The organism is Streptomyces typhae (genome assembly GCF_009755605.1).
GTDB lineage: Bacteria > Actinomycetota > Actinomycetes > Streptomycetales > Streptomycetaceae > Streptomyces > Streptomyces typhae.
On the sequence record NZ_WPNZ01000030.1, the window covers coordinates 91238 to 114446 of the forward strand.

Consider the following 23209-nt stretch of genomic DNA (forward strand, 5'->3'; position numbering starts at 1 on the left):
CACCCGTCAGCCGGGCGTCGCGAGGCGCCCGGCCTCACCACCACCGCGCAGGCCTCGGCCAGGCGCAGGCCCCGGCCGGGCGCAGCCCCGGGCCATGGGGCTTCAAGTGCCTCGCATGGCTGCTGTAGCGTCCACGCACATGCGTAACAGAAACGTTCTTGCGCTGACGCTGGCCTCGGCCGCCGCCCTGGTGGCCGGGCCCGTCACGCTCCCCGCAGCCGCCGCCACGGCCGCGCCCGCGCCGCACTCCGGCGCCCACTGTCCGCAGCTGTCGAAGAAGCTCCCCTGGTACGGCGACAACCGCGCCCGCCTCCAGAAGGTCATCGACGAGCGGGGCACCTGCGCGAACCCGCACCTCGGACACGGCAAGAAGCGCCCGGTCGCCGCCTTCGACTGGGACAACACCATCACCAAGAACGACGTCACCGACGCCACCATCAGCTGGGCGCTGCGGCACGACAAGATCCTGCGCCCCAAGAGCTGGAAGTCCTCCAGCAAGTGGATGACGGACGCGGGCCACCGCGCCCTCACCAAGGCCTGCGGCACCACGGTTCCCGTCGGCGGGCCGCTGCCGACGTCCACGGACGACGCCTGCGCGGACGAGATCCTCCAGATCCGCGAGGACGGCACCACGATGAGCGGCGCCGCCGCCTTCGCCGGTACCTGGAACCACCGGCGCACGGTGCCGCAGTACGCCTGGGTGCCGCAGCTCTTCGCCGGACACACCGTCAAGGAAGTGGAGTCGTACGCGAAGAAGGCCCGCAAGGAGGCCCTCGCCGCCCCCGTCGGCACCACCCGCACCATCGGCAGCCACACCGTGCCCGGCTACGCCCGGTACTACGACCAGCAGCGCGATCTGATCCGCACCCTGAAGAAGGCCGGATTCGACGTCTACATCGTCTCCGCGGGCTCCGAGCCCGTCGCGGAGGTGTGGGCGCGCGGCGTCGGCATCGACCGGAAGCACACCATCGCCATCCGGTCCGTCCTCGACCACAAGGGCCGCATCACCACCTGGAACCAGGGCTGCGGCGGCACCGGGGCCAACAAGGGCGAGACCATCCCGTACATCGACGGCAAGCGCTGCTTCATCAACCAGGAGATCTACCGGATCCAGGGCAAGAAGGCCTGGGACAAGCAGAGCTGGGGCAAACGGATCGCGGTCGGCGGCGGCGACGCCGACACCGACGTCACGTTCGTCGGCGACGCCACGGGCGCCCACCTCGTGCTCAACCGCAACAAGAGCGAGTTCATGTGCCGGGCGTACGACAACGCCGACGGCCGCTGGGTCGTGAACCCCATGTTCATCGAGCCGCTGCCGCGGAAGTCCGGTACGTACCCCTGCTCGACCGGCGCGTACAACGAGCCCGACGGGCGCAAGGGCCCGGTCCTGCGCGACGACGGATCGGTGGTCCCCGACCAGCGGGACACGGTGCACTGACCGCCCGACCCGGCGGCCCGACCCGGCCTCCGGGGCGCCCCGGAGGCGCCCCGAACCGGCCGCCGCGCGCCCCGGCCCAGGCCGTAGAGTGCCGGGATGAGCATGCCGCCGCCGCCCGGCTGGTACCCGGACCCGTCCCACCCCGCCGTCGAGCGCTGGTGGGACGGGTCCGCATGGACCGAGCACCGGCGCGGGCCCGAGGCCACGGTCCACCTGGCGCAGCCGCGCCCCGAGTCCGCCGCCACCGTGGTCGCGCCGCTTCCCGCGCGCACGGGCGGCGGGCGCGCCAGGGCCATCGCCCTGTGCTCCGCCGGGACCGTGCTCGTCGCGTCCATCGTCACCGGCTTCCTGGTGCTCCAGGACGACGACGGCGACCCGGCGGCCGGGCCGGTGCCCGCCTCCGCGACGTCGGAGGACCCCGCTGCCTCGACGGAACCCCCGGAGGCCGCCGCGTCGCCGTCGCCGACGGAGGACCCCGACACCCTCGTCGACCAGCTCAACGGCATCACGCTGCCGGTGCCGAAGGGCTGGGAGAAGGCCGAGGACACCGTCGGCAACGAACTGACCCTCCAGACCCCGGACACCTACGACTGCCCGGGAGACCCCGGCCTCTGCCGCCAGGGAAGGATCACGTCGTCCACGGTCACCGGCAGCGACGAGCGCTCCCCGCGAAAGCTGGCCGAGGCCGACATCGGCGACGCGGCCGACGCCGCGTACGACGAGGACTCCATCAACCGCAAGCCGTTCGGCGGCATCACCCGGCACCGGCAGGTCGGTGCGGGCACCGTCGCGGTCGGCGGCCGCAGCGGCTACTTCGTGCGCTGGCGGGTGCACACGGAGAAGGGCGCGGGCGGCTACGTCCAGTCCCTGGCCTTCCCGTCGAGCACCGGTTCCGAGGCGATGGTGATGGTCCGCTTCACCGTCGACGCGGGCCGGGGCGCGCCGCCGCTCTCCGACATCGACGCGGTCGTCGACGGGATCAGGCCGGTCGGGGACGGGGAGACGGGCGGGGGAGTGGGCGCCAGCGTCGCACCGGGCCAGTGAGGCGGGCGGGTCTGTCCGGTGGGGCGGGTCTGTCCGGTGGGGTGCGTCTGTCCGGTGGGGCGGGCGGGTCTGCCTCGCCGCCTCAGAGGAACGTGTGCCCCTCGCCCCGGTAGGTCGGCACGGTGTCCCGTACGACATCGCCCTCCACCAGACGCAGCGTCGCGAACCGCTCGCACAGCTCACCGGCCTTGGCGTGCCGGAACCACACCTTGTCGCCGACGCGCAGGTCGTCCGCGGGCGGCCCGAGCAGCGGGGTCTGCACCTCGCCCGCGCCCTCCTGCGGGTCGTAGCGCAGCCCGTCCGGAAGATACGGCTCCGGGGACCGGTCTGCACCCGCGACGCCCGACGCGGGATAGCCGCCGCCGAGCACCGTGACGACTCCCGGGCCCGGCCTGCGGACGACCGGCTGGGCGAAGAGCGCGGCGGGACGCCCGCTGAACGACGTGTAGTTGTCGAACAGGCGCGGCACGTACAGGCCCGAACCGGCGGCGATCTCCGTGACCGCGTCCTCCGCCGCGGTGTGCTGCACGCTGCCCGTCCCGCCGCCGTTCACGAACTCCAGGTCGGGCACGGCGGCACGGACCGCCGCCACGGCGGCGGCGCGGCGCGCGGCGAGTTCGCCACGGGCGGTCGCCTGCATCGTCCGCACCATCCGTGACCTGGCAGGGCGCCCCTTCACGGCGTCCCCGACCCCGGCCACATGACCCTCGTACGCCATCACGCCCACGAGGCGGAACCCCGGCCGCCGGGCGATGGCCCGTGCCAGGGCGCCGAGCTGGGCGGGCTCGTGCAGCGGGGAGCGGCGCGCCCCGATCCGGACCCGGCCCCCGAGCAGCCTGAGCGAGGTGTCCAACTCCAGGCAGACCCGCACCTCTTCGCGGCCGCCGTCCCGCGCATCGTCGATCAGCCGGAGCTGTGCCGGGTCGTCGACCATGACCGTGACGGCCGCGGCCAGTCCGGGATCGGCGGCCAGCTCGGCGAAGCCCGCGCGGTCGGCCGAGGGGTAGGCGAGCAGGACGTCCCCGAAGCCGGAGCGGGCCAGCCACAGCGACTCGGCGAGCGTGTACGACATGACCCCCGCGAACCCGTCCCGCGCGAGCGCCCGCTCCAGGAGCGCCCGACAGCGAACGGACTTGCTCGCCACCCTGATCGGCTTGCCGCCGGCCCGGCGCACGAGGTCGTCGGCGTTGGCGTCGAACGCCGCCAGATCGACGATCGCGAGCGGTGCGTCGAGATGCGCGGTGGCCCGGTCGTAACGGGCCCTGTCAGCGGCTCGGCCTCTCATGGCGGCAGCCTGCCAGACCCGGCTACCCCAGGGTAGGGGGATGATCCGGGCAGATCACCCCGGCCTTCGGACTGGGTTCCCTCGGGCCTCGTGCCAGCCCGTAGAGTGACGCGCACGCAGGGAGCGCGCGACGCGACGGAACGGGGGGTGCATGAGCACGGAGGCGCGACGGCCCCCCGTCCCCCCACGCCCCGGCACCCCGCCACGGGTGCCGAAACCCTCCCTGGACGGGGCCGGAACGCAGGCCTTGCGGGGCACTGCCGACGGTTCCGGGGCGCAGCCCTTGCGGGGTGCGGTGGACGGTTCCGGGGCGCAGCCTTTGCAGGACGGGGTCGACGGTTCCAGGGCGCAGCCCCTGCGGGATGCGGTTGACAGCTCCGGGAAGCGACCTTCGGCCGGTGCGGCTGACGGCTCCGTGAAGCGATCTTTGACCGGTGGCGGTGGCGGTGCTGGTGCCCCTGACAGCGCTGGTGCTGGTGCGGCTGGCGGCTCCGCGGCCCGGCAGCACGCGGCCGACAGCTCCGTCCCCCGGCCGGACACCGCCGAGGACTTCGTCCTCTCGGACCCCGAACCGCCGCTGCCCCCTCCCCCTGCCACCGCACGCTTCCCCGACACCCGGCCGTCGACGGCCGCCGCCGCCGCGGGCGCGGCGGAGCGGGGCGATACGTCTCTGCGGGCGGGAACTCCGGGCGCGCGCGGTGAGCGTGTCGACCCGGCCGACCCGGCCCAAGGCGTCGACCCGGCCGAGGCGATAGGCGCGTCCCGACCGGTTCGCGTGGCCGGCTCCGAGCGCTCCGACTGCCCCGACCGCCCCGACCGCTTCCCCGGCGACGGCGACGGCGACGGCGACTCCGGCCGGGCCGAACTCTCCGACGAGGTCGGCGAACTCTCCGACGGGGCCGGTGATCTCTCCGGCGAGGCCAGTGACCCCGCAGCCTCCGCCGAGCAGGCGTCCCTCGTCGAGGATCTGCTCGCGCCGTTCGACCGGGTACGCCCCCCGCGGCCGCCGAGCGGGGGCAACGCCCCGCAAGGGGAGGGCGCCTCGCCGCCGCCCCCGCCCGCCTCCGCGCGGCTGCCGGACGCGCCACCGCTGAACGGCCGCGCCCCCACCCGCACGGACGCGCCGCAAGCCCCGGCCCCGGTGGTTCCGCCGCCCCGGCCGGGCGTGCCACCCCGCCCGGCGGGCACGCCCGAGCCGCCTGACGCGGCATCAGCGGCAACCCTCGCCAAGGCATCCGGCACGGCCGCTGCCAAGCCGTCCCGCACGGCCCCCGCCATGGAGCCCGGCACGGCGGCGCGGTCCCGGGCCGCAGCCGCGCCGAGGCCGCCGCAGCCGACGGACGCCGGGCAGGCCGGGGGCACCGGGAGCCCCGGGAGCGCTGGGAACGCCGGGAAGCAGGGGAACCCCAAGAGCCTTGGGAACCCCAGGACCCCCGGGAACCCCAGAAACACAACCCAGGCGCACGCGCGTGCGTTCGGGCGCCGCCGTGCCGTCGGCGCGGTCGACCTGACGCCGGGGCCCGGCACGGGCCGCCCCTTCGTGTTTCTCGCCCGGCCCACGCTGTACGACGACACCACCACCCGGCTGCGCCCCGTGGGCGCCTGGGCGGGCCCCCGTGTGGCCGCCGCCGCGGCCTGCGCCGTGCTCGGGCTCGGCCTCATCGGCGGCGCGGCGACCGGGAGTTGGCTGACCGGCGAGTCGGACGCGGCGGGCGGCTCGCGGAACGCCTACGTGGCGGCGGGCAAGCTCTGGCACAGCGTCCCCGTCGACCGCCTCTTCCCACCCTCGATCAAGGGCGAGGGCGCGGGCCCCGGCGGCGCCGACCGCACCTGGAACCGCCTCGCCGTCGCCCCCGACAGCGGCTGCGCCGGCGCCTTCGACCCGCTCCTGCGCAAGGCCCTCGCCCCCGCGGGCTGCCTGCGCCTGCTGCGCGCCACGTACGCGGACGCCACCAGCAGCCATGTCACCACCGTCGGCCTGCTGTTCACCAAGGCCGACGCGGAGGCCATGAACGCCCTGCGCGGCCGGTTCACCGAGGAGGGCCTCGACTCCCGCCCGGACCTGATGCCCCGCCCGTACGCGGCGAAGGGAACCCCGGCCGCGGGCTTCGGCGATCTCCAGCGCGCCACCTGGACCCTGTCCGTCCTGCCCGACGCGCCCGTCGTCGCGTACGCCGTCTCCGGCTTCGCCGACGGCCGCACCGTCACCGAACCGGAGCCCGCCGCCGAGGCCATGAGGGCGGGCGCCACCTCCGCCCCCGCCCAGGCCGGGCTCGGCAATGACGCGAAGGGCATCGCCGACCGCGTCGAGCGCGGCCTGCGCAAGACCGTCGACGCGGCCACGGAGAAGCCCTCATGAGGATCCGCAGAGCCGCCGCGGTCACCGTCACCGCCCTCGCCACGACGCTCGCGCCCGTCACCCCCGCCGCGTACGCCGACGACGGCATCCGCGCCCAGCAGTGGGCCCTCGACGCCCTCGGCACCGACCAGGCCTGGCGCACCACCAAGGGCGCGGGCGTCACCGTCGCCGTGCTCGACACCGGCGTGGACGCCACCCACCCCGACCTCGTGGGCAACGTCCTCGAAGGAAAGGACATGGTCGGCTTCGGCGCCCGCCGCGGCGACAAGTCCTGGGCCCGGCACGGCACCGCCATGGCAGGCATCGTCGCCGGTCACGGGCATGGCGAAGGCCATGGGGACGGTGTGCTCGGCGTCGCGCCCGAAGCCCGCGTCCTACCGGTGCGGGTCATCCTCGAAGACGGCGACCCGGCGCGCAGGAAGGCCCGCTCCACCCGCGGCAACGCCCTCGCCGAAGGCATCCGCTGGGCCGCCGACCACGGCGCCGACGTCATCAACCTCTCCCTCGGTGACGACTCCAAGTCCGCCCACCCGGAACCGGCGGAGGACGCCGCCGTGCAGTACGCCCTGAAGAGGGGCGCCGTCGTCGTCGCCTCCGCGGGCAACGGCGGCGAGCGCGGCGACCACATCTCGTACCCGGCCGCGTACCCCGGCGTCATCGCCGCCACGGCCGTCGACAGCGACGGCGTCCGCGCGTCGTTCTCCACCCGCCGCTGGTATGCCACCGTCAGCGCCCCCGGCGACGACGTCGTGATCGCCGACCCCAACCGCAGGTACTACGAGGGCTGGGGCACCAGCGCCGCCTCCGCCATGGTGTCCGGCGCGGTCGCCCTCATCCGCGCCGCACACCCCGGGCTCGGCCCCGCACAGATCAAGCGGCTCCTCCAGGACACCGCCCGGGACGCCCCCGCGGGTGGCCGCGACGACTCCCGGGGCTTCGGCCTGGTCGACCCGGTCGCCGCCCTGGCCCGCGCGGGCGAGGCCGAGCGGCGGTCGCTGCGGACCACCGCGCACGCGAAGAAGTACTTCGGGCCGGGCCCCGACGACCCCGACGACGGCGGCGGGCCCGCCGCCTGGGCGGGACCCACGGCGGCGGCGCTCGGCGCGGGTCTGCTGGTGGCGGGCGTCGCGCTGTGGCGGGGGCGGCGGGGAGCGCCCGGACGCCGGCGCTAGGGTCGGTGCCGTGGCGAACAAGAACATTCCCGACCCCGGCTTCTCCGACGACGACGGGTCGGCCGACCCGGCCCTCGCCGCGGCACTCGCCGCGTGGCAGCAGGACCGCACTGCACACGGCCCGGTCCTCGAAGCCCTTGCGGGCGCGCGGCTCCTCGTACCCGTCGTCGCCGTACTCGGGGACGTGGAGGAGGACGATCAAGAGGGGCGCGAAGCACAGCAGAGGGGTGGTGGTGGGAGACGGGGGGGCGGGCTGCGGCGCGAGAAGACCAGCGACATGGCCGTGCCGACGCTCAAGGCGGGACACCGCACCGCCCTGCCCGCCTTCACCTCCACCGGGGCGCTCGCCCTGTGGGACCCCGAGGCCCGCCCTGTCGCCGTGCCGCTGCACCAGGCGCTCCAGGCCGCGGCCCACGAGAAGGCCGACACCATCGTCCTCGACCTCGCGGGCCCCGTCCCCTACGAGCTGAACCGCCCGGCGCTGATCGCCCTCGCCGAGGGCCGCCGCAGCTCCGACGCGCTCACGGACCCGGCCGTCGTCGCCGCCGTCCGCGCGGCCGTCGCCGCCGAGCCCGCCGTGGTCCGCGCCCACCTCGGCCCCGGCACGGCCGACGGCACCCTGGCCCTGGTCCTGGACTCCTCCGCGGCCCCCGCGCCCGCCGCCCAGCGCGTCGCCGAGACCCTCGCCGCCGACGAAACACTGAGGGCCCGCCTGGTGCGCGGCCTCGACCTGGCCCTGCTGCCGGCCGAGGCGACGCCACCGGGCGAGCCCCTGTACGTACGCGGATGAGATGAGGTGGTGGGGAGAAGGGGAAGGGCGGCGGGCCCTCAGCCGAAGACCGGCCCCGTGTACTTCTCGCCGGGGCCCTGGCCGGGCTCGTCCGGCACCACCGACGCCTCGCGGAACGCGAGCTGCAGCGACTTCAGGCCGTCCCGCAGCGGGGCCGCGTGGAAGGAGCTGACCTCCGTGGCGCTCGCGTCCAGGAGGCCGGCGAGGGAGTGGATCAGCTTGCGGGCCTCGTCGAGGTCCTTGTGGGCGGCGCCCTCCTCGGCCAGGCCCAGGTTCACCGCCGCCGCGCTCATCAGATGCACCGCCACCGTGGTGATCACCTCGACGGCGGGGACGTCCGCGATGTCGCGGGTCATGCTGTCGAAGTCGGGGCTCTGGGGTGCGGGAGAAGCGGCGGGGCTCGTGTCACTCATGCCCCTCAGCCTAGAGCCGCCCTGCCGCCGTTAGCCCCACCCCCCAGGACCTGCTAACCTTGTGTAACGACCGGCCGGACATTCGCGTGCCAACGCAGATGACCGGCCCACAAGTGGAGGCTCCGATCTCCCACCTGGCTGCTCCTAGGGGCGGCGGGTCACCGGTCAGGCGGTCGCCGCAGCGCGGCGGACCGTCGGATGTGCGCCCCGCGATCACCGCGGAGGTGCTCCGGTAAGTGTATGGAGCCCCTTCAGTGATCGGTCGGGGCATTTTTTGTGTTCCGGCGCCGTTGGTCGTCACAACAGACGTAACGCGGCTGTCCGCCAGACCGTCGCGTGGTGCTACCGAGGAGGATCCATCAGCGCCGAGCCCCGCATCAACGACCGGATTCGCGTTCCCGAGGTGCGACTTGTCGGCCCCAGCGGCGAGCAGGTCGGGATTGTTCCGCTTGCCAAGGCCCTGGAGCTTGCGCAGGAGTACGACCTCGACCTGGTCGAGGTCGCGGCGAACGCCCGTCCGCCCGTGTGCAAGCTCATGGACTACGGGAAGTTCAAGTACGAGTCGGCCATGAAGGCCCGTGAGGCGCGCAAGAACCAGGCGCACACGGTCATCAAGGAGATGAAGCTCCGGCCGAAGATCGACCCGCACGACTACGACACCAAGAAGGGTCACGTCGTCCGGTTCCTCAAGCAGGGCGACAAGGTCAAGATCACGATCATGTTCCGTGGTCGCGAGCAGTCCCGTCCGGAGCTCGGCTTCCGGCTGCTGCAGCGGCTCGCGGAGGACGTCCAGGAGCTCGGGTTCATCGAGTCGAACCCCAAGCAGGACGGCCGCAACATGATCATGGTCCTCGGTCCGCACAAGAAGAAGACCGAGGCGATGGCCGAGGCCCGTGAGGCCCAGGCGGCTCGCAAGGCTGACGCGAAGGCCAATCCGGGCCGCTCGCAGAACGCCGCCGAGGAGGAGCTTTCCGAAGCCCCCGTCGAGGCCCCGGCCGAGGCTTCCGCCGAGGCCTGATCCACGGACGCGAGTCCAGGGATCGCAACCGACACACATGACGCTCCCGGGTGCCCGGTTCCACGACCGGGCATCGGAGTGCCACCGACGAGGAGAGAACGGCGCTATGCCGAAGAACAAGACGCACAGCGGTGCCAGCAAGCGCTTCAAGGTCACCGGCTCCGGCAAGGTGCTCCGCGAGCGCGCCGGCAAGCGCCACCTGCTCGAGCACAAGTCGTCCCGTCTGACGCGTCGCCTCACCGGCAACGCCGAGATGGCCCCGGGCGACGCCAAGAAGATCAAGAAGCTTCTCGGCAAGTGACGTACCGGCGCGCGAGCGCCGTACGTCAGGACCGGGACCCATACGTTTCCGGGCCGCGTGAGGAACACCGCGGCCCCGCTACAAGGAGTTAACAAGTGGCACGCGTCAAGCGGGCAGTCAACGCCCACAAGAAGCGTCGGGCGATCCTCGAGCAGGCCAGCGGCTACCGCGGCCAGCGGTCGCGCCTGTACCGCAAGGCGAAGGAGCAGGTCACCCACTCCCTCGTCTACAACTACAACGACCGCAAGAAGCGCAAGGGCGACTTCCGTCAGCTGTGGATCCAGCGCATCAACGCCGCTGCCCGCGCCAACGGCATCACCTACAACCGCTTCATCCAGGGTCTGAAGGCCGCCAACATCGAGGTGGACCGCAAGATCCTCGCCGAGCTGGCCGTGAACGACGCCAACGCGTTCGCCGCTCTGGTCGAGGTCGCGCAGAAGGCGCTGCCGTCCGACGTCAACGCCCCCAAGGCTGCCTGACGTCGCACTGAGCCGAGCGATGTGAGTGGACCCGTAGGCCCGGTGGCCTACGGGTCCACTCACGTTTACGTCCCCTCTCCCGAACTCTGAAAGCGACTCGATGGCACACGGTCCCGAACTGATTTCCCCGCGTTCGCCGCGCGTCAGCGCCGCCCGGCGGCTCGGCAGGCGGAACTTCCGCGGCAAGGAGCGGCTGTTCCTCGCCGAGGGCCCGCAGGCCGTGCGGGAGGGCGCGGGACACCGCGGGGGCGGGCAGCCCACGCTTGTGGAGCTGTTCGCGACCGTCGAGGCGGCCGAGCGGTACGCCGACATCGTGGGCGCGGCCCGGGACGCCGGGGCCCGGGTGCACCTGGCCGACGAGAGCGTCATCGCCGACATCTCCACCACCGTCACCCCGCAGGGGCTCGTCGGGGTCTGCCGGTTCCTCGACGTGCCGTTCGAGGAGATCCTGGCCGGCCGGCCCAAACTGGTCGCCGTGCTCGCACATGTGCGCGACCCCGGGAACGCCGGCACCGTGCTGCGGTGCGCCGACGCCGCGGGCGCCGACGCCGTGGTGCTCACCGACGCCTCCGTCGACCTGTACAACCCGAAGGCCGTGCGCGCCTCGGTCGGCTCGCACTTCCATCTGCCGGTCGCCGTGGGCGTGCCCGTCGAGGACGCCGTACGCGGCCTCAAAGGCGCGGGCGTGCGGGTCCTCGCCGCCGATGGCGCGGGCGACGACGACCTCGACGCCGAGCTGGACCAGGGCACCATGGGCACCGAGACCGCCTGGATCTTCGGCAACGAGGCCTGGGGCCTGCCGGAGGAGACCCGCGCACTCGCGGACGCGGTGGTGCGCGTTCCGATCCATGGGAGCGCCGAGAGTCTGAACCTCGCGACCGCGGCGGCCGTGTGCCTCTATGCCTCCGCCCGTGCACAGCGCGCCGCCGGAGGGTGCCGCTCCGTCACCCCCGGCTAGTAGTGTGTCGGGCTCACAGGCCCACTGCGCCAGGCCCGAGAGGCGGGGATAAGGGGACATGAGCGTCGGCACGAGCAGACCACCGGGAGTACGGGACATCCTGTGCCCTCCCGCGGGCCCCGCAGGGCCGGCGGACGCCGGCCCCGGCGAGCTCGGCATCGACCCGGACGACCTGCCCGACGGGCTCGTCGTCGCCGACGAGACCGGGCGCGTCATCTGCTTCAACGCGGCCGCGGCCCGCATCACCGCCGTCCGCGCCGCCGACGCCCTCGGCACTCCCATCGAGCGCGCCCTGCCCCTGGAGGACCTCGAAGGGCGCCGCTGGTGGCAGATCACCGACCCCTACAACGGACTCGCCATCCGCGTCGCCCAGCCCGAGCGGAACCTGCTCCTGCCCGGCGGCCGCGAGGTCCTCGTGTCCGCGCGCTACGTCCGCACCCGCCCCACCGGGCCGCTGCGCCGCCTCGTCGTCTCCCTGCGCGACACCGAGGCCCGGCGCCGCACGGAGCGCAGCCACGCCGAGCTGATCGCCACCGTCGCCCATGAGCTGCGCTCGCCGCTGACGTCCGTCAAGGGGTTCACGGCGACGCTCCTCGCCAAGTGGGAACGGTTCACCGACGACCAGAAGCGGCTGATGCTGGAGACCGTGGACGCGGACGCCAACCGCGTCACCCGGCTGATCGCCGAGCTGCTCGACATCTCCCGGATCGACTCCGGGCGCCTGGAGCTGCGCCGCCAGCCCGTCGACATCGGCGCGGCCGTCGGGCGGCACATCCAGGCCCATGTCGCCGCCGGGCAGGAGGCGGACCGCTTCCTGGTGCGGGTGCAGCAGCCGCTGCCCGACCTCTGGGCGGATCCGGACAAGATCGACCAGGTGCTCAGCAATCTGCTGGAAAACGCCGTGCGTCACGGTGAGGGAACGGTCACCATTGACGTGGCGCCCTCGCCGTCCCTGCGCGTGCGGGGAGCGACCGACACCGCGGTCACCGTCAGCGACGAGGGATCCGGTATTCCGGAGGAGTCGATGGGCCGCGTCTTCACCCGCTTCTGGCGGGGCAGCAAACGCGGCGGGACGGGACTGGGGTTGTACATCGTCAAGGGCATCGTCGAAGCGCACGGCGGCACGATCACCGTGGGCCGCGCGGCGGGCGGCGGCGCCCAGTTCCGATTTACGTTGCCCGTGGGGGCTCCGGCGTATCTGCAGTGATCACGCCCTGAGCGGCCCGCGGGCTCATCCGTACCTCACCACCCCGTTAGACTCGGTCGTTGGCACCTTTGTGTCCCCATCCTCGGGACGATCTCAGGACCAGTCGTCTCCGACTCGTCGACGGGGACCATCCGCCAGCCAACCGGAAGCACGGGAAGAGATGTCGGCACCGAACAAGTCGTACGACCCTGTCGAGGTCGAGGCACTGAAACCTGAAGTGATCGAGCGCATGCGGGACGAGGCGCTCGCCGCCTTCGCGGCCGCCGCCGACCTCGACCGGCTCCAGGAGGCGAAGACCGCCCACACCGGCGGCACCTCGCCGCTCGCCCTGGCCAACCGGGAGATCGGCGCGCTGCCGCCGCAGGCCAAGGCCGACGCGGGCAAGCGCGTGGGCATGGCCCGCGGCGCCGTGAACAAGGCCCTGGCCGCCCGCCAGGCCGAGCTGGAGGCCGAGCGGGACGCGCGCGTCCTGGTCGAGGAGGCCGTGGACGTCACGCTGCCCCACGACCGCGTACCGGCCGGTGCCAGGCACCCGCTGACCACGCTGTCGGAGCGCATCGAGGACATCTTCGTGGCCATGGGCTACGCGGTCGCCGAGGGCCCCGAGGTCGAGGCGGAGTGGTTCAACTTCGACGCCCTGAACATCGGCCCCGACCACCCCGCCCGCGGCGAGCAGGACACCTTCTTCGTCGAGGGCGCCGACGCCGCGTCCGACGGCGGCTCCGCCGCGGACTCCGGTGTCGTCCTGCGCACCCACACGTCGCCCGTGCAGATCCGCTCGCTCATCGACCGCGAGCCCCCGGTGTACGTGATCTGCCCCGGCCGCGTGTACCGCACCGACGAGCTGGACGCCACCCACACCCCGGTCTTCCACCAGGTCGAGCTGCTCGCCGTGGACGAGGGCCTGACCATGGCCGACCTCAAGGGCACCCTCGACCACATGGTGCAGGAGCTGTTCGGCGGCGAGGGCATGAAGACCCGGCTGCGGCCGAACTTCTTCCCCTTCACCGAGCCGTCCGCCGAGATGGACATGGTCTGCTACGTGTGCCGTGGCGAGTCCGTCGGCAACCCCGACCGCCCCTGCCGGACCTGCTCCTCCGAGGGCTGGATCGAGCTCGGCGGCTGCGGCATGGTCAACCCCAAGGTCCTGACGGCCTGCGGTGTGGACCCCGAGAAGTACAGCGGGTTCGCCTTCGGGTTCGGCATCGAGCGGATGCTGATGTTCCGCCACAACGTAGAAGACATGCGAGACATGGTCGAGGGTGACGTGCGCTTCACCCGGCCGTTCGGGATGGAGATCTGATGCGGGTCCCGCTTTCCTGGCTGCGGGAGTATGTCGACCTCCCCGCCACCGAGACCGGCCGCGACGTGCAGGCCAAGCTCGTCTCGGCAGGTCTCGAGGTGGAGACCGTCGAACAGCTCGGCGCGGGCCTCAAGGGCCCCCTCGTCGTCGGCAAGGTCCTCACCATCGAGGAGCTGGAGGGCTTCAAGAAGCCCATCCGCTTCTGCACCGTCGACGTCGGCACGGCCAACGGCACCGGTGAGCCGCAGGAGATCGTCTGCGGCGCCCGGAACTTCGCCGTCGGCGACAAGGTCGTCGTGGTCCTGCCCGGCGCGGTCCTGCCCGGCGGCTTCGCGATCGCCGCGCGCAAGACGTACGGCAAGACCTCGCACGGCATGATCTGCTCCGGCGACGAGCTGGGCATGGGCGACTCCACCGCGCTGGGCGGCGACGGCATCATCGTCCTGCCGCCCGAGCACGAGGCGGGCACCGACGCCGTCGAGCTGCTCGAACTGGTCGACGAGGTCCTTGACATCGCCGTCACGCCCGACCGCGGCTACTGCCTGTCGATGCGCGGCGTGGCCCGTGAGACCGCCACCGCCTACGGCCTGCCGCTGCGCGACCCGGCGCTGCTCGACGTACCGGCGCCGAACTCCTTCGGCTACCCGGTGCGGATCAGCGACCCGGCAGGCTGCGACCGCTTCACCGCCCGCACCGTCACCGGCCTCCGCCCCGACGCCCGCTCGCCCCTCTGGCTGCTGCGCCGCCTGCAGAAGGCGGGTATGCGCCCGATCTCGCTGGCCGTCGACATCACCAACTACGTGATGCTGGAGCTCGGCCAGCCCCTGCACGCCTACGACCGCTCCCGCGTCCAGGGCACCATCGGCGTGCGCCGGGCCGAGCAGGGCGAGAAGTTCACCACCCTCGACGGCGCCAAGCGCGTCCTCGACGCCGAGGACCTGGTGATCACCGACGACCGGGGTGCCATCGGCCTCGCGGGCGTCATGGGCGGCGCCAACACCGAGATCGCCGACACCGTCGTCGACGCCGCGTCCGGCGAGGCCCAGGGGACCACGGACGTGGTCATCGAGGCCGCGCACTTCGACCCGGTCGCCGTGGCCCGCACCGCGCGCCGCCACAAGCTGTCCTCGGAGGCGGCCAGGCGCTTCGAGCGCGGCGTCGACCCGCAGGCCGCGTCCGCCGCCGCGCAGCGCACCGTCGACCTCCTCGTGCTGCTCGCGGGCGGCACCGCCGAGGCCGGGGTCACGGAGGTCATCGCGCCCTCCGCGCCGCACACCATCACGATGCCCGCCGACCACCCGGACAGGGTCGCCGGAGTCGCCTACGGCCGCGAGACGGTCGTACGCCGCCTCCAGCAGGTCGGCTGCGACGTGTACGGCCAGGACTCCCTGACCGTCACGGTGCCGTCGTGGCGGCCCGACCTCGCCGAGATCAACGACCTCGCCGAGGAGGTCATCCGCCTGGAGGGGTACGAGAACCTCCCCTCGACCCTGCCCAAGCCCCCCGCCGGACGCGGTCTGTCCGGGCGGCAGCGGCTGCACCGGCGCGTGGGCCGCGCGCTCGCGGGCGCCGGTTACGTCGAGGCGCCGACCTACCCGTTCGTCGCCGAGCAGGTCTTCGACCAGCTCGGCCTCGACGCGGACGACCCGAACCGCCGTGTCGTCAAGCTCGTCAACCCGCTGTCCGACGAGGAGCCCGCGCTCCGTACGACGCTGCTTCCGGGCCTGCTCGCCACGCTGCGCCGCAACGACGGCCGCGGCAGCCACGACCTGGCGCTGTTCGAGACCGGCCTGGTCTTCCACCCGGCCGCGGAGGGGACCGCCCTCGCCTCGGCCCCGCCGGTCGACCGCCGTCCCACGGACGAGGAGCTCGCGGCGCTCGACGCGACCCTGCCCGAGCAGCCCCGGCACGTCGCGGCCGTCCTCACCGGCGCCCGTGAGCAGGCCGGATGGTGGGGCAAGGGCCGCCCGTCGGACTGGGCGGACGCCGTCGAGGCGGCGCGCACGGTGGCCCGCGAGGCAGGCGCCGAACTCATCGTCCAGCAGGGCCAGTACGGTCCCTGGCACCCTGGTCGCTGCGCCGAGCTGAGCGTGTACCTCGAATCCGCCGAGGCCGCCGACGGCAGCCGCGGCGACATCGTGCCCGTCGGCCACGCCGGCGAGCTGCACCCGCGCGTCATCAAGGCGCTCGGCCTGCCCGCCCGTACCTGCGCCATGGAGCTGAACCTCGACGTCCTCGCCGAGGCCGGCGAGGGCGTGGTGCGGGCGCCGCGGATCTCCACCTTCCCGGTGGCCACGCAGGACGTCGCGCTCGTCGTGGACCAGGACGTGCCCGCGGCCGTCGTCGAGGCGTATCTGCGCGACGGCGCCGGTGAACTCCTGGAGGGCATCCGCCTGTTCGACGTGTTCACCGGTGAACAGCTCGGCGAGGGCAAGAAGTCGCTCGCGTACGCGCTGCGCTTCCGTGCCGCCGACCGCACGCTGACCGTCGAGGAGGCCTCCGCGGCGCGTGACGCGGCCGTGGCGCGGGCCGCCGAGACGACCGGGGCGGTGCTGCGCGGGGCCTAGGGCCTGTGCCCGCGGGTGCACCGCGGGCGTGCAGAAGCGCAGGTGAGGGGCGTATCCGTGAAAGCGGATGCGCCCCTCACTCATTTGAGTGACAACATCCCATGATCTGACCCGATCCGGCCATGCGGTCGACAGAATCATCTCGGCCGCAGGGACCGGCCCGCACCGGCCGGGTCCCGCACGCTGAACCCGGGCTTAGGGAGCCGTCGGCATGATCCGGAGGAAGCCTCGCCCACCTCTCGCCGGCGCCGGGACGCCGTTCGAGCGGCCGCGCCCCCGTCGGCTGCGCCGGGTGCTCGGGCTCGGGCTGCCCACCGTGTGGGGCGCCGTCGCCATCACGTACAAACTGGCCTGCCCGCTCGCCCAGCAGAGCGGCCTGGGGGCGCGGATCGTCACCAGCGCCGTTTTCTTCGCCGTCGGCACGGGCCTGGTGGCGCATGTGCGGCAGGCGCTGCTGCGTGAGCTGCGGCAGATCCGCGCGGTCGCGGGTGCCGCGCAGAACGTCCTGCTGCGGCCGCTGCCGCCCCGCGTCGACGGCCTCGCGCTCGCCGCGGGCCGCCTGTCCGCCACGCACGGCGCCTCCGTAGGCGGTGATCTGTACGAGGTGGCGGCCACCGACCACGGTGTGCGGCTCGTCATGGGCGACGTCCGCGGGCACGGCCTCGCCGCGATCGGCACCGCGGCCGCCGTGCTCGGCAGCTTCCGCGAGGCCGCCCACGACGAACCCGAACTGCCGCTCGTCCTGCGGCGCCTGGAGCGGGCCCTCGACCGCCATCTGCGCGAGCGCGGGCAGGCCGACGGAGCGGAGGCCGGTGCCGCCGCGGCGGGCGGGTCGCCGGCCGAGGAGTTCGTGACCGTACTGCTCGTGGAGATCAGCGGGGAAGGAGACGTGCGGGCGCTCAACTGCGGCCACCCCTGGCCCTACCGGCTGCGGGGCCGGGCCGAGCCGATGCCGGGCGGGGAGCCGCTGCCGCCGCTCGGCCCCTTCCCGCTGCCGGCCGAACTGCCCCTCGCGCACTGCGGACGGCTGCTGCCCGGCGACGGCCTCGTCCTGCACACCGACGGCATGGAGGACGCCCGCGACGCCGCGGGCCGGTTCTTCCCGCTGGGGACCGTGCTCAGCGAAGCCGCTCGGGCCCAGCCGGTCTCGCCGCAGGCCGTGATCCACACCGTGTACGGCGAACTCCTGCGCCACATCGGCCGGTCGACGACGGACGACGCCGCCCTGCTCGTGCTGCGCAACGACCGCCGTCGCGTCCCGCTCCAGGCGGAGACCGGGCGGTGCGCCCGCACCATGAGCTGAACACCGCCCGGCGTGGTACGGCCTGCGCCGTCCGTGAGCCGTCGCGGAGTCACCGGGCAGACGACGGATCACGGACGGCGCCACAGAGGGGCCGCCGCGCTGTATGAGGGGGGAGCCGGCGGCCCGGCCGCCTCCTTGGTGAGGGCCCCCAGTCAACCGACACCGCGCCCGGCGCGGCAGCGCGCGCACCGAGCGGATGCGGGCACTCCGTTCACACCCCGTGTGAAGGCGGTGCGACTACGCTGGGTGGCACCGAGCCAACGGAGGGCATCCATGCAGCCCAACACCCTGCTCGACGCGATCCTCGACGAAGCGGGCATCTCCCACGCGGGCCTCGCCGCCCATGTGAACCAGGCGGGCAAGGCGAGAGGACTCCCGCTGAGATACGAACACACCGCCGTGGCGCGCTGGTTGAAGGGCCAGCGCCCGCGCGGCCAGGTGCCCGACCTGATCTGCGAGGTGCTCGCCGGACGTCTGCGGCGCACGGTCACGCTCGACGACATCGGCCTCGGCGTGCCCGGCACCCCGGCCGCCCGGCACGGCTCGATGGCCTCCACGCTCTCCGGCTTCGTCGAGCGGGCCACGGCGCTGTGGCGCTCGGACGAACAGCAGCGCCCGCATCTGCTCGGCGCCCCCGCCGTCACCGGTACGCCCGCGGTCATGCCCGTGTGGGAGTGGGAGAACCCGCCCGAGGACGTGGACGTCTCCCGGGGCGGACGGCACCCGGTCAGCATGGCGGACATCGACATGATGCGGATGGCGCGGGCGCACTACGAGCAGATGTACCGCAAGACCGGCGGGGTGGCCACGCGCACCCGCATCGTGGGCTTCCTGAACGCCGAGGCGGCCCCGCTCCTGCGGGGCAGCTACACCGACGCGATGGGCCGTCAGCTGCACCGCGCCACGGGCGGCCTGGTGGCGATAGCCGGCATCTGCGCCTACGACTCGGACGCGCACGGCCTTGCCCAGCGCTACTTCCACCAGGCCCTGCGGCTCGCGAAGGCCAGCGGCGACCGCGGGCTCGGCGCCTACATCATCGCCCTGCTCGTCAACCAGTCGCTGTTCATGCGCGAGTACCGCCAGGCGGTGGCCTTCGCGGAGGCGGCGCTGCGGGCCGCGGGCCGCGACATCACCCCGGCGCTCGCGTCCGACCTGTACGCGATGCAGGCCAAGTCGTACGCGCATCTCGGCGACGGCAGCAGCGCGCTGTCGTGCATCCGGCGTGCCGAGGCCGCGGCCGACCGCATCCGGCGCGGGCGTGAGCCGGACGAGACGGGCTATGTCCAGCCCGGCCTGGTGAACGTGCAGGTGGCGGAGGCGCTGCTCAGCCTCGGCGATCTCACCGGCGCGTACGAGCACGCCACCGCGGCCGTGGACACACCGGCGCACGACCGGGGCCGGGTCCACCGGCTCGCCATGCTGAGCCAGATCGAACTGCGCAAGGGGAACACCGACGAGGCCGCCGCGACGGCGGTGGAAATGGCGGAACAGGCGCGGGGCATGGAGTCCCAGCGGCTGCGCGACCGGCTGCGGGCGGTCCGCGAGCACCTGGTGCGCAGCGACTGCGCCGGTACGGCCGAGGCCGCCGAGCTCATCGACGGGGCGCTGCGCGTGCCCCTGTAGCGACGCCGCGCGACGCCGCGCGCTGTGCGCGCCGCCGGGGGCACGACGACACCTGACGCATCCTGCTTCGCTCCGCCGTGCGCGGAGTGCTCTGCCCACTCTCCTGCTGCGATATTGCCATCTATTCGGCGGAAGGTGGCAGAACCGTGCAGTGGACGAAACAGAGCGAACAAACTGTGTATGGAAACCGATGGTTCACCGTCAATCTCGCAGACGTCGAGCTGCCCGACGGGCGACACCTCGATCACTTCCTGATACGGATGCGGCCGGTGGCGATCGCCACGGTCGTCAACGAGGCCAACGAGGTGCTGCTCCTGTGGCGGCACCGCTTCATCACCGACAGCTGGGGCTGGGAACTGGCCGCGGGGGTGGTCGAGGACGGCGAGGACATCGCCGTCGCGGCGGCCCGCGAGATGGAGGAGGAGACCGGCTGGCGACCGGGACCCTTGCGGCACCTGATGAGCGTGGAGCCGTCGAACGGTCTGACCGACGCCCGACATCACATCTACTGGTCGGACGAAGGGACCTACATCGGCCACCCCCAGGACGACTTCGAGTCGGACCGACGTGAGTGGGTCCCACTGAAGCTCGTTCCCGACATGGTGGGGCGGGGCGAGGTCCCGGCCGCCAATATGGCGGCGGCACTCCTCATGCTGCACCATCTGCGTCTCGGCCAGGACGCGCGTTAGCGCTCCTGTCCCGGTTCGGCTCTAGCGCCCGAGGGCCTGCCAGACCGCCACCGCGAGTGCCCCGATCGACGTAAGGGCGGCGAGGGCCGGCAGTGGCCACCTGTTGTGCTCGAGGGCCGTGATCCGGAGGGACAGGTCATCCTGGTCCTTGGTGTGCTGGGAGTCGCTCTGCGTGAGTAACGCGAGCCGTCCGTCGACGCGGGCGAGGCCCACGTCCAGGCTGCGTCGTAACTCTGCGAGTTCTTCCGGGACCACGGGACGCTCGGGGTCGGTGGTCACGAGTCAGCTCCTTTCGGTAGCGGTCACTTCCCCCCTGTGCGCATGGAAAGTCAACCCGCCAGGCGGGCAGGGCGACAGAGTGTGCGAAGGGCATATGCGAGCCCGTGGCGCACACGGTGTGTGAATGGCGCGGGCCCGGCACTCGGAGAGTGCCGGGCCCGTGAACCGACCGAAAATTGACTTGAATTCAGATACGGAGCGTAATCGCTTTCGGATCGCGCTCCGGCAAGCGGAACGCCGTACGAGGCGACCGGAATCTAGTACGTGTAGAAGCCGGAGCCCGTCTTGCGGCCGAGGCGGCCCGCGTCGACCATGCGCTGGAGCAGCGGGGGAGCGGCGTACAGGGGCTCCTTGTACTCCTCGTACATGCTGTCCGCGACCGAGGCCACCGTGTCCAGGCCGATGAGGTCGGAAAGCTTCAGCGGGCCCATCGGGTGGGCGCAGCCCATCTCCATGCCGTTGTCGATGTCCTCGCGCGAGGCGATGCCCGACTCGAACATCCGGATGGCCGAAAGCAGATAGGGGATGAGGAGCGCGTTCACCACGAAGCCCGAGCGGTCCTGGGCGCGGATCGCGTGCTTGCCGAGCACCTTCTCCACCAGGGCCTGTGCCCGGCTGATGGTGCCCTCCGACGTGGTCAGCGCCGGGATCAGCTCGACGAGCTGCTGCACGGGGGCCGGGTTGAAGAAGTGGATGCCGACGACCTGGTCCGGGCGGGACGTCGCCACGGCCAGCTTCACCAGTGGGATGGAGGAGGTGTTGGACGCGAGGATGGCGTCCTGACGCGTCACGACGTGGTCGAGCACCTGGAAGATCTCGGTCTTGACCTGCTCGTTCTCCACGACCGCCTCGATGACGAGATCACGGTCGGCGAACTCGCCGAGGTCGGTCGTGAAGCTGAGGCGCTCCATCGCGGAGTCGCGCTCCTCCTCGGAGATCTTGCCGCGCTCGGCTGCCTTGGCCAGGGAGTTGCACAACCGGGTGCGGCCGATCTCCAGGGCCTCGCCGGTGGTCTCCGCGACCTTCACCTCGAGGCCGGAACGGGCGCAGACCTCCGCGATCCCCGCGCCCATCTGGCCGCAGCCCACTACTCCCACGCGCGCAATGTCGGCCATGGAGTCGGTCACCTCGTGCCTTTCGCTGATCAACAGGTCCGGCAGGGTCCCGCGCTCGGTGCCGGTGCCTGCCTCGCCGGTGAACGTTACTCCGCAACCTGCGGTGAGATCCGGGCCGGGTCGGGCATGCTGTTGCCGCACGGCCGGCTGTTGTCGGAGGAATCCTGACGCAAAGGGGCGACTTCATGAGGCATATGTCACGTCGGGCGTTCGCCTTGGCGGCGGCCACGGTCGCCGCGGGGCTCACGGTGACCGGGGACGCGGTGGCCGCCCCCGCGGCCCGGCACCGGGAACGTGAGCTGCGCGGCATGTGGGTGGCGACCGTGGTCAACATCGACTGGCCGTCCAAGCCCGGCCTCACCGCCGCCCAGCAGCGCGCCGAGCTGATCGCGTATCTGGACGAGGCGGTCCGCCGCCGGCTGAACGCGGTGGTCCTCCAGGTGCGCCCCACCGCCGACGCCTTCTGGCCGTCGCGGTTCGAACCCTGGTCGGAGTACCTCACGGGCACCCAGGGCAAGGACCCCGGCTGGGACCCGCTGGGCACCGCCGTGCGCGAGGCGCACCGAAGAGGCCTGGAGCTGCACGCCTGGTTCAACCCCTTCCGGATCGCCATGCACACCGACCCCGGGCGCCTCATCCCGTCCCACCCCGCACGGCAGCACCCGGACTGGGTCGTGCCCTACGGCGGGAAGCTCTACTACAACCCCGGGCTGCCCGAGGTCCGGCGGTTCATGCAGGACGCCATGCTCGACGCGGTGCGCCGCTACCCGCTGGACGCGGTCCACTGGGACGACTACTTCTACCCCTATCCCGTGGCGGGCCAGAACTTCGACGACGACGACGCCTTCGCCCGCTACGGCGGCGGCTTCCCCGACCGGGCGTCCTGGCGCCGCGACAACATCGACCGCATGGTGCGGGAGATGGGCGTACGGGTGAAGAAGGTGCGCCGCCGCACCCGGTTCGGGATCAGCCCGTTCGGCGTGTGGCGCAATGCCGCGACCGACCCGGCCGGTTCCGACACGCGCGCCGGCGTGCAGACCTACGACGACCTGCACGCGGACACCCGGGGCTGGGTGCGAAAAGAGTGGATCGATTACATCTGTCCCCAGTTGTACTGGCATATCGGGCTCGCCGCGGCCGACTACGCGAAGCTGGTGCCCTGGTGGGACGAGGTGGCGCGGGGCACGAACGTGCGGCTGTACGTGGGGGAGGCCCTCTACAAGGCGGGGGACCCGGCGCAGCCCGCGCCCTGGCAGGACCCGGCGGAGCTGTCCCGGCACCTCACTTTCGCCAAGGGGTATCCGCGGGTGCGGGGGCACGTCTTCTACTCGGCGAAGCACGTCGTCGCCGACCGGATCGGCGCGATGCAGCGCGTCGTCGACGACCACTACCGCGCGGGCTGAGCGGTTCGGCGACGGGGCCCGGACCCGCCGGGTCGGGCGGCCGGGCCCCGGTGCTCACTCGCCGGTGCCGAAATTCCTCACTCGCCGGAGCCGAAGTGCCGTACGACGGTGTCGGGGCCGGGTGACATGAGGGTCTCGTGCCCGTCCTCGAACCGTACGCGGTAGGGCGGGGTGCCGTTCTCGCCGAGGACCTCGACGACCTCCGCCGTCCGGTCCTGTTGTCCGACGATCCTGCCGTGGATCAGCAGCCGGTCGCCCACGGATGCGTGCATGGGGAGTGCCCTCCTCGCCTGGATCACAGTGGTGGCGGTGCGTGGCCGACAGTGTACGACCGGTGTCGGCTGTTGGCGCCTCCCTCGGCAGGGCCTCGCCCGGTCCGGCGCCCGGACCGGTGTCCGGTCCCGCGTTCGGCCGGTGTCCGGTCCCGTGTCCGGTCCCGCGTTCGCCCCGTGCCCGGTTCCTC

The 23209-nt window shown here is 73.0% G+C and carries 21 protein-coding genes; 16 read left to right on the forward strand and 5 right to left on the reverse strand.

The window, feature by feature from the left end; translation table 11 throughout:
• Nucleotides 1-139 precede the first annotated feature (139 nt).
• Nucleotides 140-1438 (forward strand): HAD family hydrolase, encoded by a 1299-nt coding sequence (locus GPA10_RS36900; RefSeq protein ID WP_157169198.1) that lies wholly within the window; start codon nt 140-142, stop codon nt 1436-1438.
• Between the two features lie 96 nt (nt 1439-1534).
• Complete coding sequence (locus GPA10_RS36905) at nt 1535-2482, forward strand: DUF2510 domain-containing protein (RefSeq protein ID WP_157169199.1); 948 nt, start codon at nt 1535-1537, stop codon at nt 2480-2482.
• A gap of 82 nt (nt 2483-2564) precedes the next feature.
• Here the strand turns inward: GPA10_RS36905 and GPA10_RS36910 are convergent, their stop codons facing one another.
• Complete coding sequence (locus GPA10_RS36910; protein ID WP_157169200.1) at nt 2565-3767, reverse strand: amino acid deaminase/aldolase; 1203 nt, start codon at nt 3765-3767, stop codon at nt 2565-2567.
• 415 nt (nt 3768-4182) lie between these two features.
• Here GPA10_RS36910 and GPA10_RS43105 point away from each other — a divergent pair, with 415 nt between their 5' ends.
• The 3 genes from GPA10_RS43105 to GPA10_RS36925 are packed head-to-tail and all read left to right on the forward strand — an operon-like array spanning nt 4183 to nt 8088.
• A complete protein-coding gene (locus GPA10_RS43105) occupies nt 4183-6126 on the forward strand; it encodes a hypothetical protein (RefSeq protein WP_343041738.1) in 1944 nt (647 codons plus the stop codon).
• Nucleotides 6123-7298, forward strand: coding sequence for a type VII secretion-associated serine protease mycosin (gene mycP / locus GPA10_RS36920; RefSeq protein WP_157169201.1), 1176 nt, complete (start codon nt 6123-6125; stop codon nt 7296-7298). The genes GPA10_RS43105 and mycP overlap by 4 nt, the downstream gene beginning before the upstream one ends.
• Nucleotides 7299-7308: 10 nt before the next feature.
• A complete protein-coding gene (locus GPA10_RS36925) occupies nt 7309-8088 on the forward strand; it encodes an SseB family protein (RefSeq protein ID WP_343041739.1) in 780 nt (259 codons plus the stop codon).
• A 38-nt stretch (nt 8089-8126) separates the two neighbouring features.
• Here GPA10_RS36925 and GPA10_RS36930 read toward each other — a convergent pair whose 3' ends face one another.
• Nucleotides 8127-8501, reverse strand: a complete 375-nt coding sequence (locus GPA10_RS36930) for a DUF1844 domain-containing protein (protein WP_058851800.1) — start codon at nt 8499-8501, stop codon at nt 8127-8129.
• 358 nt (nt 8502-8859) lie between these two features.
• Between GPA10_RS36930 and infC the strand changes: the two genes are divergently transcribed.
• The 10 genes from infC to GPA10_RS36980 all read left to right on the forward strand — a co-directional run bounded on the left by infC (nt 8860) and on the right by GPA10_RS36980 (nt 19949).
• Nucleotides 8860-9519 (forward strand): translation initiation factor IF-3, encoded by a 660-nt coding sequence (gene infC, locus GPA10_RS36935; RefSeq protein ID WP_241845561.1) that lies wholly within the window; start codon nt 8860-8862, stop codon nt 9517-9519.
• A 106-nt stretch (nt 9520-9625) separates the two neighbouring features.
• Nucleotides 9626-9820 carry a 50S ribosomal protein L35 gene (gene rpmI / locus GPA10_RS36940; RefSeq protein ID WP_004944288.1) on the forward strand — a complete coding sequence of 65 codons (195 nt, stop codon included), beginning with the start codon at nt 9626-9628 and terminating at the stop codon, nt 9818-9820.
• A 95-nt stretch (nt 9821-9915) separates the two neighbouring features.
• Nucleotides 9916-10299 (forward strand): 50S ribosomal protein L20, encoded by a 384-nt coding sequence (gene rplT, locus GPA10_RS36945; protein WP_016642495.1) that lies wholly within the window; start codon nt 9916-9918, stop codon nt 10297-10299.
• A 100-nt stretch (nt 10300-10399) separates the two neighbouring features.
• Nucleotides 10400-11257, forward strand: coding sequence for a TrmH family RNA methyltransferase (locus GPA10_RS36950; RefSeq protein WP_058851802.1), 858 nt, complete (start codon nt 10400-10402; stop codon nt 11255-11257).
• A 58-nt stretch (nt 11258-11315) separates the two neighbouring features.
• Nucleotides 11316-12464, forward strand: coding sequence for a sensor histidine kinase (locus tag GPA10_RS36955; RefSeq protein ID WP_058851803.1), 1149 nt, complete (start codon nt 11316-11318; stop codon nt 12462-12464).
• A gap of 160 nt (nt 12465-12624) precedes the next feature.
• Nucleotides 12625-13767 carry a phenylalanine--tRNA ligase subunit alpha gene (gene pheS, locus GPA10_RS36960; RefSeq protein ID WP_058851804.1) on the forward strand — a complete coding sequence of 381 codons (1143 nt, stop codon included), beginning with the start codon at nt 12625-12627 and terminating at the stop codon, nt 13765-13767.
• A complete protein-coding gene (gene pheT, locus GPA10_RS36965) occupies nt 13767-16334 on the forward strand; it encodes a phenylalanine--tRNA ligase subunit beta (RefSeq protein ID WP_157169202.1) in 2568 nt (855 codons plus the stop codon). Before pheS ends, pheT begins: the two co-directional genes overlap by 1 nt.
• Before the next feature lie 211 nt (nt 16335-16545).
• Nucleotides 16546-17637 carry a PP2C family protein-serine/threonine phosphatase gene (locus GPA10_RS36970; protein WP_157169203.1) on the forward strand — a complete coding sequence of 364 codons (1092 nt, stop codon included), beginning with the start codon at nt 16546-16548 and terminating at the stop codon, nt 17635-17637.
• Nucleotides 17638-17910: 273 nt separating this feature from the next.
• On the forward strand, nt 17911-19260 hold the full coding sequence (locus GPA10_RS36975; protein WP_157169204.1) for an NsdA family TPR-like regulatory protein: 1350 nt from the start codon (nt 17911-17913) through the stop codon (nt 19258-19260).
• A 146-nt stretch (nt 19261-19406) separates the two neighbouring features.
• Nucleotides 19407-19949, forward strand: coding sequence for an NUDIX hydrolase (locus GPA10_RS36980; protein WP_058851807.1), 543 nt, complete (start codon nt 19407-19409; stop codon nt 19947-19949).
• 21 nt (nt 19950-19970) lie between these two features.
• Here GPA10_RS36980 and GPA10_RS36985 read toward each other — a convergent pair whose 3' ends face one another.
• A complete protein-coding gene (locus GPA10_RS36985; RefSeq protein WP_030560343.1) occupies nt 19971-20228 on the reverse strand; it encodes a hypothetical protein in 258 nt (85 codons plus the stop codon).
• Nucleotides 20229-20485: 257 nt separating this feature from the next.
• Nucleotides 20486-21343, reverse strand: coding sequence for a 3-hydroxybutyryl-CoA dehydrogenase (locus GPA10_RS36990; RefSeq protein ID WP_058852039.1), 858 nt, complete (start codon nt 21341-21343; stop codon nt 20486-20488).
• A 185-nt stretch (nt 21344-21528) separates the two neighbouring features.
• On the opposite strand from GPA10_RS36990, the gene GPA10_RS36995 reads away from it, so the two are divergent.
• A complete protein-coding gene (locus tag GPA10_RS36995; RefSeq protein ID WP_157169205.1) occupies nt 21529-22746 on the forward strand; it encodes a glycoside hydrolase family 10-like protein in 1218 nt (405 codons plus the stop codon).
• A 77-nt stretch (nt 22747-22823) separates the two neighbouring features.
• Here the strand turns inward: GPA10_RS36995 and GPA10_RS37000 are convergent, their stop codons facing one another.
• On the reverse strand, nt 22824-23018 hold the full coding sequence (locus GPA10_RS37000) for a DUF1918 domain-containing protein (RefSeq protein WP_058851809.1): 195 nt from the start codon (nt 23016-23018) through the stop codon (nt 22824-22826).
• Between the last annotated feature and the right edge of the window lie 191 nt (nt 23019-23209).